This is a genomic window from Agriterribacter humi (genome assembly GCF_009192765.1).
GTDB lineage: Bacteria > Bacteroidota > Bacteroidia > Chitinophagales > Chitinophagaceae > Agriterribacter > Agriterribacter humi.
Genome location: NZ_VOHQ01000017.1, coordinates 24,718 through 36,688 on the forward strand (window position 1 = coordinate 24,718; position 11,971 = coordinate 36,688).

Here is an 11,971-nt window from a genome sequence, read left to right on the forward strand (position 1 = left end):
ACCGCTTCCATCGTTGGTGAAAAAACACAATAACAGCGTTGGCATTGCAGCAATCGCCTGGCAAAAGCAGGTTACGCTGGTACAACTTTTTTTTGTTTCCTATCTTTACAAAAAAACCTGAACTTTCCTGCCCTATATAAAAAGGTACAATTCTTTTCAGCAAAACTATATTGGAGAGAAATCCTGGCAGCGTTAATGGTGCTGCTGGCATTTGTTTTCTTTAGAAGTGAAAGGAAGGAGTTGCTGGAAATTATCCCCCGTATTAAAGACGCTGATGTTAGCTGGCTGATTGCCGGCACGGGCGTAACCATTCTTTATATACTTCTCCAAAGCGGCATGTATACAAGCAGCTTTGCCGCTATAGGGTCCCCGTTAAAATTAGTTGACGCCACTGAACTTTTTTTGAAAAGAAATTTTTTGAGTATTTTTTTACCTGCCGGGGGTGTAAGCGCTTTGGCTTATATGCCATCTCGGTTTAAAAAAAGAGGATTTAATAAAACACAGGTACACCAGGCTAGCGGGCTGTATGCTTTTGCGGGATTGTTCACCGTTTTCCTTGTTGGCTTTCCGGTAATCATCCTGTTTGCCTTATCGGCCAAACGGCACTTATGGAATGCATGGATTAGCCTGCTGTTTGTTATTCTTATACTGGCAGGCATTACCCTTATTGCAAAATCGCTAAAAGCAAAAGGAAGGATATACGGGCTCATTAAAAATAAATTTCCCCGTATCACTCCTGCAATTGATGCGTTTTTTGCAGCTCATATCAATAACAAAAAATATGCAGGCGCTATTTTATTTTCAACCGGTGTGGAGTTTAGCGGAATATTTCACATTTTTATTGCCATGCTGGCATTGGGCCTGCCCGCCTCGTTCCCCATTGCCGCAACAGCATATATTGTTTCTGTATTATTAATGATCAGCTCCCCGTTTTTAAGAGGGCTTGGCGCGGTAGAAATATCATTGGTTTATATTTTAGAAATATATGGCTACTCAACGGTTCAGGCTTTATCTGTAACGGTTTTGTACCGGGTCTTCGAGTTCTGGCTTCCTATGATTTTTGGAATGCTGGCATTTGCATGGAGAGGAAGGCAATTGTTTGTGCGAATTGTTCCCGCTTTATTTATTTTCATGCTGGGATTAATCAATATCATATCTGTGGTAACGCCACCATTGCGCCCGCGCCTGAAACTGATAAAGGCCTTTCTTCCGCTGGAAGCGATTAACGCTTCAAACGTGCTGGTGTTGTTTATAGGATTGGCAATGCTGATTACCGCGGCATTTATGCTTAAGGGGTTAAAGAACGCCTGGCGTTTGGCGCTTTTGCTTTCTGTTTTGTCGCTCATTGGCAACCTCACAAAAGCGTTGGATTACGAGGAAGCTATTTTTGCCGCAGCAATCATTATTTTATTATTAATCAGCCGCAGCCAATACCCGGTGCGGAGCAGCGTTAAATGGATCCGTTTTGGACTGTTATCTGTTGCTGCCATTTTTTTGGCAGTCTTAATCTTTGGGTTTGTAAGTTTTTATTTCATTGATATCAAACATTTTGGTATAGATTTTACCTGGCGGCAGTCACTGGTTTATACTATCAAAAGTTTCATATTCACCAACGATAGTCCACTCCACCCCCTCACCCCTTTTGGCCATCAGTTTATACAAATGATTCATTGGTTAGGCTTTGCGGCCTGGGGATTTCTTTTATTTACACTCATCAAACCATTTTTAAAAACAGAACCCATCAATGAAGCAAGCAGGCAAAGTGCAAAATCCCTGTTGGCGGCGTATGGAAATTCTTCCATGGATTATTTTAAAATAGCTGCAGATAAACTTTTTTTCTTTTCTAACCTGCATGATGCTTTCATATCTTATCGTATTGCCAATGGCTTTGCCATAGCACTGGAAACACCTGTGTGTAAGGAGGAGCATACAATGGATGTGTTAGCGGAATTTTATAAACAGTGCGGCCATATGGGATTAAGAACCGCTTTTTACCGGGTAGATGAAAGCAGCATTTTGTGGTTCGACCAGCTTGGAAAACGAAAAATGATTATTGGACAGGAAGCCATATTAGATGCTGAAAATTTTACATTAGAAGGAAAAGAAAAAAAATCATTGAGAAATGCTTTGAACAGCCTGCAAAAAAAAGGGTTTACCACCACGGTTCATAAAGCGCCATTAGAGCATAGCCTGGTGCTTACGCTCAAAAGAATATCTGATGAATGGTTAGCCGCTTTCGGCAAGGAAGAACAGGTTTTTTCGCAAGGACTGTTTAATGCAAATGAAATAACGCAGCAGGATGTAATTACTGTTGCCGATGCGCAAGGAAATATTACAGCATTTCTAAATATCATACCCGATTATGCGCCTTCCGAATGTACATACGACCTTATTAGAAAAACCGCTGAAGCGCCGGGGGGATGTATGGACGCGCTTATTATTAAACTCATAGCGTATGCAAAAGAAAATAAAGTTCAGTTTATAAACATGGGGCTTGTGCCTATGACGGGCATCGCTGATCCCAAAAATCCTGCTGAGCAACTCTTTAAATATGCCGGGAAGAGATTTAAACGTTTCAAACATTATCAGGGATTGCGCGATTTTAAACAGAAGTATGCCAGCACCTGGAAAGATAAATTTTTGGTGTTTGAAACCGATTATGACCTGCTGCAATTACCTGTAGCTTTAAATAAAGTGATGAAACCCTGATAACATTATGATGCACAAAATACTCCTGCTGCTCCTTTTATCAACGCAACGCTTATTCCCGTTAACCCTATTTGCACAAGCCTTGCCGGTACGGGAATGGGCTGCAGCCTCCCGTGATAAGGCTTTCATCTTCTATATATCAGGCGATGGGGGCATGAATACATATTCCACAGATTTGTGTGTTGCCCTGAATAAAGAAGGATATGAAGTTGTTGCATTAAATGCAAGAACCTATTTCTGGGATAAAAAAACACCCGAAAAAACAGCAATGGATGTGAATAATTATCTAAGCAAAAGATTAGCAGGCAGAAAAAATCAACAGGTTGTACTTATCGGCTATTCTTTTGGCGCCGATGTACTTCCCTTTATTATTAACAGGCTCTCAAAAAACATTCATGAAAACCTACGGGTTTCTTTCATGATGGCTTCCTCCGGAAGTACTGATTTTGAAATTCACTGGTCTGATATTTTGGGAGAAAACAAAAAAAGAAGTATGGATGTTGTATCTGAAATAAATAAACTTGTTGAAGCTAACCTTGTTATTGTTACTGCCAGCGATGAGCATACGCCTGACTTAAAAGAAATTTCTTTAAAAAAATACACACATGAAATACTTCCCGGCGGCCATCACTTTGATGGAGATACGGAGGAAGTTGCCAGGGTGCTGCTCAAGTATATCACCTGGTAATCATTTGTACAATAAAATGCCAGGGGGAGATAGACTATACGGCAATACCTCTTTATTTAAACCGGAATGCGCTCATCATTTTATCGAAAATGGTATTGTTTTCATATATGCCACCAAATGTTTCGGCGCCCGGTCCGTAGGCAAAAACGGGTATCATTACAGCGGTATGTCCTTTGGTAGTGAATTTGGCATCTACTTTACCAGCTTTTATATCGCCGCCGTTTAAAGAAAGCCCCCCGGTTTCATGATCCCCTGTAACAATCACGAGCGTATTACCATCTTTTATTGCAAAATCAAGCGCGGCGCCAATGGCTTTGTCAAAGTCAATCATTTCAGTGGTGAGGTAGTCTATATCATTGGCATGACCGCCCCAGTCAATCTGCGAACCTTCTATCATCAAAAAAAATCCATTCTTATTTTGTTGCAACAGTTTTAATGCCGTGTGCGTTGACTGTAGCAACTGATCGCCCCTGCCCTCCGATACTTTTGGCGGTTCGCCATCGGCTATGAAACCGGCCAATTTGCCGGAGTTCACTTTTACTATAGCTGTTAATGTGTCCAGCACCTGGTACCGGCGCGCTTTAAGGCTGTCTAAAAGATTCCGTTCATCTTTACGCTGGTTAAAATATTTTCTTCCGCCGCCGATAAAAACATCAATATCTGTTTTCAGAAAATCCGCCGCTATTTCTTCCTGCATACCGCGCGAAGGCTGATGCGCTATAAAAGAAGCCGGCGTAGCGTGGGTAACCGCACAGCTCACCACCATACCCGTTGCCAGATTGTTCCTTTCGGCTATCTCCAGAATGGTAGGCTGTGCCAGTTTCGTGGCATCTACCCCAATAGCGCCATTGTATGTTTTTTTACCAATAGAAAAAGCGGTAGCACCGGCGCCTGAATCTGTAACGTAGCCTTCTGAAGGCTGGCTCTTGTGAAAACCGCTGAACGGGAATCTTTCCAAATTAAGCTTTCCTTTATTGGCAGTTAATCCGGCAAATATCTGTGCCGTTCCCATCCCATCTCCAATCATTAAAATAATATTCTTAGCTTTCTTTTTGCTGTTGCTTTGCTGGCTAAAAACAACTGAACTCATTAGTAAAAGCGAAAGGACGCAAATGCAGTTTTTAATCATGAACTTTATATTTCTTGAGATAAATACATTTTCAAACTCAAAACTCCGGATTCTAAACGACAATATGCACCTGTTCACAAATAGTTAATATAGGATGAACATTGATATAGCCTAAACAGATCAGTCAACCTCTGATGGTCTTCACCAGGCTGTTTAATTTAGCCGTCAGCTATCGCTCACTACTACTGACCACTCACTATTCGCTGCTCACCATTGACTACAAGCCTTTCACTTCCCAGCCTTTGCGGTAAGACCTCCGCAAATATTTTTCAGCCCCGGGATAGTTGGGAAACTTCATGTTCATCGTATCCCATTCCAGCAATTGTCCGGGCACTCTTATGGCTACGGTGCCAAGAATAATAGCCTCCGTCATTGGGCCGGATTGTGCAAAATGCGATTCGGTTTTTGGTCCGCCCAGGCAGGCGTCAACAAAATGATGGTAATGATTGCGTTCTTCCAGTTCGGGAAGTGTATGTGCTTTGAATTTATCTTCCGGTAATAACACTGGCATTCCTCCATGTGGTATCAGCAGGGCACCTTCCGTGCCAATGAGCATGGCGCTCTCTGCAGGGTATTCTTTGCCGTTATATAAGGATCGTATTTCCTGTGGTGGATAAAATGCACCATCGAACCATTCTAACGGCAATACTTTTTCCTCTGTAAGATCATTTCCCGGAAACATCCAGGTAATATGATCACCCTGCGGCCAGGTATCCGCTCTCCGTTCCGGTGCATCTTTCCATGATTGCTGTACTTCCGCAACAACAGATATGGGCGGCTTTAAACCGAGGCCTTTCCAAACGGCATCAAATATATGGCAGCCAATATCGCCAGACCACCCCGTTCCAAAATCCTGCCATGCCCGCCATTTGGTGGGGTGATAAATTTCAGGTGCATACGGACGCTCGGGTGCTGTGCCGATCCAGAGGTCCCAGTTGAGATGTGCAGGTGGTTCCTGGCCCTGCGCAGGGCGTGGGCCAACCAGCCGGTAAGTGTCAATGGCTCCGGGACGGTTAGAGCACAGGTAAGCATGTTTGATTTTTCCTATAGCGCCTTCTTTGATCCATTGCACAGCCGTACGGTCGCCCTTACCCGAAGCGATCTGTGTTCCCAATTGCGTGATAACACCTGCCTTAACGGCGGTTTGTGTAAGCATCCGCACTTCGGCAACATCGTGGCACATGGGTTTCTGGCAATATACATGCTTGCCGTTTCTTAAAGCCTGCATGGCAATGGCAAAATGATTGTGATCCGGTACAGTTACATTGACCGAATCAATTTTTTTGCCCTCTTTTTTAAACAGTTCCCTCCAGTCGCTGTACAACCGTGCGCCGGGAATAAGCTCCGCAGCTTTTTTCAGGTTATTGGCGTCTACATCGCACAATGCAACAATCTGTACATTGGGGTGACTTTTGAATTGCTGCAAATCGTGAAAACCCATTCCGCCAACACCAATGCTGGCATGATTGAGTTTTCCCTTCCGGGAAGCTGCCTGCGCCGCCTGGCTAAAGATCATGGGACCGGCAATAGTGGCGGTTGCAGCCGTGGCAACAAATTGCCTGCGAGACATTAATGGATTTTTTTCTTTCATGATGCAAAGCAAATATTATAAAATTGGAAAAAGGAAATATACAGCAAATGATTGAGAAAAGCTCATTTTAGCCCCACCAAAAAGCAGCAGCAATTAATAAATAGAGTCCAATTAAAGCAATTCCTTCTAGCCATATAGACTCACCGTCAAAAACTATAAAAGCACTTACTATTACCGCTAAAGCCAAACAAACGAGCAACATTGGCGTTAATACAAAGGATAAAATGGCGCCCCCTAAAACAAAGGAAAGCAGTACCAGCAATGGAAATAATCCAAGTGCAATAAGCAATGAGCTATTCATAATAACACTCATGGAATAATCCATCTGGTTGCGATAGGCAAACTGAATTCCAACAAGGTTTTCAATTGCATTTCCAGCAACAGCAACAATTACCAGGCCCGCAAAGGTTTCATTTATATCCAGTATTTTCATAGCCGGCTCAAGCGCAACAACAAACCAATCAGAAACAAAGGCGGCTGCTCCAGCGGCGCATGCCAGCATGATAATGGCTAAGCTCATCGGCCAGTGAGCAGCCTTCTTTCCACTAACAGGTTTGGCAGGAACAACTGCTGAATCTCCTTTCAATGAAAAAAAAGTGCTTGCAATAAAAGTGATCAATAAAATAATAGCAAGAAAAACATCAAGCGTATTCAGGTGCGCTTCGGCAGAAGTATGTAACAAACGGGTTAGGGTAGGTATAGCCAAGGCGGCAAAAGCCAGTATCATTAAAGTGGCTACCATTTTTGGTGGATTGGATTTGAAACGCTGTGTGCCATTCTTTAAACCACCAAAAAGAATAGCCAATCCCAGGACTAATAATGAATTTGCCAAAATAGAACCCACTAATGCGCCCTGAACTACTTTATTCAACCCTGCTCTTAATGCAAAAATACAAACAAATAATTCAGGTAGATTTCCAAAAGCCGCTTGTAAAATACCTGTGGTTCCCGGCCCAAAGCTACTACCCAACTGTTCCGTTGCATCACCCACTATTAGCGCCAGTAAGGCCAACGCACCCGCTGTTACACAAAATGCCAGCACAGCATTAGCATGCGTATAGTACAAAACACCGGCAACAGCTGTAATAATAAAGCCAGTAATAATGATTATCTTTTCTTTTTTTTCCATGTGCATTGGTAGTAAAAGTTACAGCTTTTGCAGAACACAATTGTACCCGGAAATTATCGCATCAAATATAATGCCTCCAAGAGAGGCGCAGCAAACAAAGTGGTCCCTTACACGAGATAAAGTATCATGAATGTTTAAAGTTGCAGATATAATTATTAAATTAAAGTAATGCTACATTTTAATGAATTCTTAAAACGATAGAAATTCAGCACCAATATGCAATATCCTGCGGTTTCGCTATTTTAAATATTGGATAAAGCCCAAAATTCTAACTTATTCTTTAACCCCAATGTAAATATCAACTTCGGTATTGCTCCGGTCTTTGCTTCTTTCGTCGTACAGTTCAAAATCGAATCGGTATGCCCTGGAAATATCAGATTGCCATATTGCTCTCCAGGCGTTTGCCACACAATCCGGCATTTTTCCTTTGGCGCTGATTTTTTGATACTGTGCTGCGGGGATAACTAAACTGTCCATCCCGGGAGGGACCGGCGTATTGGCGTTTACTTTGCAACCTATGAAATAAGAATAGGGCTTAGTATGATCGCCTTCATATTGGTGATACACGGCGAGTATATCATTGTTTAATTTACCGGGAACCTTATCAGCATAGTTTCCATTTGTAAAATCCTGCCACAGCTTTCCGCAATCAATGGCAGACTGCCCGTTTGCATTAAATGTTTTTGTTTTTAAAGCCAGGCCTATCAATCGTATTTCTTCCAGTTCAAATTTATTCATAAATAGTGATGTGTTTTATTCTGGCAAAATTTTTAAATCCTGATCATGTCTTAATTTTTCTCCCAGCTTAACCAATTTCCAAAAGCCAACCGCGTCTTTAGGATAAGGTATGCTCATACGACCGGTTTCCGGTATTGGTTTATGCCGGGCATTATATGAATGGTGCAGTACAGCTAAGATGTAATCCGATAAGTCAACCGGTGCGAAGCTGAGTTTGAATTCCGGGCGCACTTCTTCACTATTGATAAAACATACTTCACTTTCTTTTTCCTTTTCGGGTACAAAGCTCAATTGTATGTTAGCAGCTATTCTTTGAATAATTCCAGGGTCAATGGCAGATACGGCCTTCCTGGCAAAATCAATATACATTTCTGTATACAGTACAGCATCCGCAGGAGGATTTACAAACAATGACGGTACAGGAAACCCCTGTTGATATAGATCTTCCATATTGAAATCATTTGCTTTTCTGATAAATATCCCCACTTCTAAAATGTACCAGGCAATTCCTTACAGCTTCCGCTGTTTCAGATCAGGAAGGAAACCCGTAAGCAGCCCGATCAGGGGTAAAAAGGAACATACTTTGTATACATATTCAATACTGGTTATATCGGCCAGCTTGCCCAGCAGCGCCGATCCTATACCTCCCATACCAAATGCAAAACCAAAGAACAAACCCGATACCATACCCACTTTGCCCGGTAATAACTCCTGCGCATACACGAGGATGGCTGAAAATGCGGAAGCGAGTATTACGCCAATAATGAAGATAAGGATACCCGTCCAGAAAAGATTAGCATAAGGCAGTGCGAGTGAAAAAGGCGCCACGCCCAGTATGGAGCCCCAGATCACGTATTTGCGGCCGATCCTGTCGCCAATAGGGCCACCTGCAAGTGTGCCTGCAGCCACTGCAGCCAGAAACACAAACAGGTATATCTGCGATTGCTGTATGCTTACATCAAATTTATCTATTACATAAAAAGTAAAATAAGAGCTGATGCCGGCCATATAAAAATACTTGGAAAAGATCAGCAGCAGGAGTATGACAATGGAACCGGTTACTTTATTTTTTGAGAGCTGGTGCGGGATAGCGGCGCTCCTCGTTTTTTTGGCAATGTGCAGGTAACTGGCACTATACCACAGGCCTACCCTCCACAATACAAAAATGGCCAGCAAGGCGATAATCGAAAACCATGAAATACTGTGCCTGCCGTGCGGAAGAATAATGAAGGCCGCAAGCAAAGGACCAATAGCAGAACCTGCATTACCGCCCACCTGGAAAATTGATTGGGCCAGCCCGCGCCGGTGGCCCGCCGCCATATAGGCTACCTTGGATGCTTCGGGATGAAAAACAGAGGAGCCCACGCCAATCAGTGCAACGGATAGCAATACCCCATGAAAGCTTTCTACGCTTGCAAGCAATACCAGTCCTGTTAAAGTAAAAGTCATGCCGGAGGCCAAGGAAAACGGTTGTGGCTTTTTGTCGGTATACAGTCCCACTAAGGGTTGCAGCAACGATGCGGTGAGCTGAAAGGTGAGCGTTATCAATCCTATTTGCACAAAATTCAAAGAGAATGCATCTTTGAGCTGCGGGTATATGGCAGGGATAATGGATTGGATGGTATCGTTTAAAAGATGCGAAAAACTAATGGCGAAAAGTATGGGAAAAACAGTTTGCTGCGCTGCCTGCTCTATGCTCACGGCTATGCCCGTTGCTTCATTGCGTTTCATATTGACTGAATTCTTTGAGGGTGCAAAATTAGCGCTTCCGGATTTACTTGCATCTGATTTTAAATATTATTGTCCGACAAAGGTTAATAAGCAGTTGAATTTCATTTTATCGCCTCACCCCAGCCCTCTCCTCGCGGAGAGGGAGCAGAATCCGCTTCAGCAAAGACTTTTAGCTGTTTATAATATTTTTAATCGCGGTAATGATTTAAAATATTATAATGCATCAAAGTCCACAGTAAATTGTTAAAGGAAAACAGTATAACTGAATAGAATGTATTACTTAGAGGCGCTGCTGCATTTGGGATTTCCATGGTGCTATTACACCGCCAGCAAAATGGCTACATAATGACAAATGGCTGCTGCCAGCACAAAAAAATGCCACACGGCATGGTTATAGGTATATTTATCCCACAGGTAAAAAACAACACCCAGGCTATACAATACGCCGCCGATAAGAAGCATGATCAGCACCGGTTGCGGCAGGGCTACAAAAAATGTTCGTCCGCCGGTTACCATTATCCAGCCCATGGCCAGGTATATAAAAGTGGACAATTTATTCCACCGGCCGGTATAGAATATTTTGTATACCGTACCCAATGCCGTTAGCGCCCACAATACCGATAGCAATGTAATGCCAAATGTATTGTTCATATAGATGAGCAAAAAGGGCGTATAGGTTCCTGCGATGAGAAAATAAATACTGATATGATCGAGGATCTGCAATACCTCTTTGGTTTGAGGGTGCTGAAAGCCGTGGTACAATGTAGAAAAAGTAAACACCATTAAAAAGCAAAAGCCGTAAATGGCAGCGCCGATAATGCCGGGTGTATTTTCGCTTTTGGTTGCCATAGCAATGAGGATGGGAATACAAACAATGCCGAAGAGGATACCGAATCCGTGTATGATGCTGTTAACCAGTTCCTGTTTTATCCGCACCTGCGGATCTGTGGTTTGCATATGTATATTTTGGGTAGCGTGGTAAAGATGATGGTAATGGTTGCAAAGTTAGGGTATTTGAGTTGCGCGGAAGGGGCTTCGTGAAATAAGAAAAATAAGATATTCGAGCAACCTGCCCGGCTTCGCAAGGGTTTGCCTCATTCGCTTGGCTACCCTACAAGGCATGCGCCAGCTTGGGGGATGTACTTAGACGGTGGGATACCTTACAAACCTTCTGCACTTCTTGCCCTACGCTTATATTACACGAGTTAAGCTTTTGGCTTTGATTCTCTGCCTACCGCAGAGTCCAGCCAACACACATGGCTTTGAGTTGAGACTCTGCGGAGAACGAAGCCCGGCAATGACCAAGCTTCTTTTTTTGTTTTGTAAATCAAGTAACTCGATGGCAAGAGTTCGGCTAACTTGCAACGCCAACGCTATGGACCTGCGCCAGCATCAGATTTATAGCTTCAATAGCTTATTCGTAAAATTTTACGGACCTGTAGCGCCTGGTTGATTAATAAGTTTCCAATAAATTGAGTTTGGATTATATTTATCGTTTATTGAAATTTCTTTCAAACGATCAATCGAAAAATAGGGATCATCAGCATTTTCAAAATAATATGCATTCTCATCATAGCATTTTGTAACACTCAGAAAAAGTGTTTGTATGTTGTCGTAGTATGAAACTGGAGTATTTGTAAAACCACTAGTGAAGGAAAAAAAGAAGATCCTTTCGTATTGCTTTGAAAGTGGATCACAGTCGATTAAAAAAAACTCGCTATTTCCTGCACCGAACATGGGAAATAATTTAGCTGACCAATAATTGTTTCCTACATAATACTGATAAATTTGAATACCTCCTTGCAAAGAAAAAAAATTCCCAAGTGGAAATAACTCCAAACTGGTTTCTAATCCTTGGTCATTTAGCCCATTCTTCCAACTATAAACATCTACAATTTCATTTGATGCAACTATATTAATATTCTCAAATTGTGCCTTAATCTCAGTTTTTGATAAACCCTCATTAAAAGAATAATTATTCTTAACTAAAATTTTCTATAGTTTTCTTAGTATTTCTGGTAGTTTTATTGCCATGTATTACAATATAAATATCAACAATTAATTAGGGCATCCCCCTGTTTGGCGCAAGAATGAGGCATAACTTGTAGCCCGGCCTTCTTGTGCTATGTTTATGAACCATATTTTAAATCAATTAATCCTTTCATCCACAAAAATCATGAACGCTACTATATTTCCAATCCTCAGGCTTAGTAAAGTAAAATATACAATCAGGTTGATTATTATATTAAAACAGCG

10 protein-coding genes are annotated in these 11,971 nt (G+C 42.2%); 2 read left to right on the plus strand and 8 right to left on the minus strand.

What is annotated here, in order from left to right; genetic code table 11:
- The first annotated feature begins 195 nt into the window (after window positions 1-195).
- The gene (locus FRX45_RS20860) at window positions 196-2,709 is read left to right on the plus strand and encodes a phosphatidylglycerol lysyltransferase domain-containing protein (RefSeq protein WP_152270426.1); all 2,514 of its coding nucleotides are present in this window, start codon (window positions 196-198) and stop codon (window positions 2,707-2,709) included.
- Between the two features lie 7 nt (window positions 2,710-2,716).
- Window positions 2,717-3,397, plus strand: a complete 681-nt coding sequence (locus FRX45_RS20865; RefSeq protein ID WP_152270427.1) for an AcvB/VirJ family lysyl-phosphatidylglycerol hydrolase — start codon at window positions 2,717-2,719, stop codon at window positions 3,395-3,397.
- Between the two features lie 52 nt (window positions 3,398-3,449).
- On the opposite strand, the gene FRX45_RS20870 is transcribed toward FRX45_RS20865, so the two are convergent.
- From FRX45_RS20870 to FRX45_RS20905, 8 genes are all read right to left on the minus strand, one after another.
- Window positions 3,450-4,487 carry an alkaline phosphatase gene (locus FRX45_RS20870; RefSeq protein ID WP_226805496.1) on the minus strand — a complete coding sequence of 346 codons (1,038 nt, stop codon included), beginning with the start codon at window positions 4,485-4,487 and terminating at the stop codon, window positions 3,450-3,452.
- 256 nt (window positions 4,488-4,743) lie between these two features.
- On the minus strand, window positions 4,744-6,096 hold the full coding sequence (locus FRX45_RS20875; protein WP_226805497.1) for a Gfo/Idh/MocA family protein: 1,353 nt from the start codon (window positions 6,094-6,096) through the stop codon (window positions 4,744-4,746).
- Window positions 6,097-6,184: 88 nt separating this feature from the next.
- The gene (locus tag FRX45_RS20880; protein WP_152270430.1) at window positions 6,185-7,246 is read right to left on the minus strand and encodes a calcium:proton antiporter; all 1,062 of its coding nucleotides are present in this window, start codon (window positions 7,244-7,246) and stop codon (window positions 6,185-6,187) included.
- Window positions 7,247-7,519: 273 nt separating this feature from the next.
- On the minus strand, window positions 7,520-7,984 hold the full coding sequence (locus FRX45_RS20885; protein ID WP_152270431.1) for a GyrI-like domain-containing protein: 465 nt from the start codon (window positions 7,982-7,984) through the stop codon (window positions 7,520-7,522).
- A 15-nt stretch (window positions 7,985-7,999) separates the two neighbouring features.
- A complete protein-coding gene (locus FRX45_RS20890; protein ID WP_152270432.1) occupies window positions 8,000-8,434 on the minus strand; it encodes a type ISP restriction/modification enzyme in 435 nt (144 codons plus the stop codon).
- 60 nt (window positions 8,435-8,494) lie between these two features.
- Window positions 8,495-9,715, minus strand: coding sequence for an MFS transporter (locus FRX45_RS20895; RefSeq protein ID WP_152270433.1), 1,221 nt, complete (start codon window positions 9,713-9,715; stop codon window positions 8,495-8,497).
- A 318-nt stretch (window positions 9,716-10,033) separates the two neighbouring features.
- Window positions 10,034-10,672 carry a PAQR family membrane homeostasis protein TrhA gene (gene trhA, locus FRX45_RS20900; RefSeq protein ID WP_152270434.1) on the minus strand — a complete coding sequence of 213 codons (639 nt, stop codon included), beginning with the start codon at window positions 10,670-10,672 and terminating at the stop codon, window positions 10,034-10,036.
- A gap of 471 nt (window positions 10,673-11,143) precedes the next feature.
- On the minus strand, window positions 11,144-11,452 hold the full coding sequence (locus FRX45_RS20905; RefSeq protein ID WP_152270435.1) for a hypothetical protein: 309 nt from the start codon (window positions 11,450-11,452) through the stop codon (window positions 11,144-11,146).
- Between the last annotated feature and the right edge of the window lie 519 nt (window positions 11,453-11,971).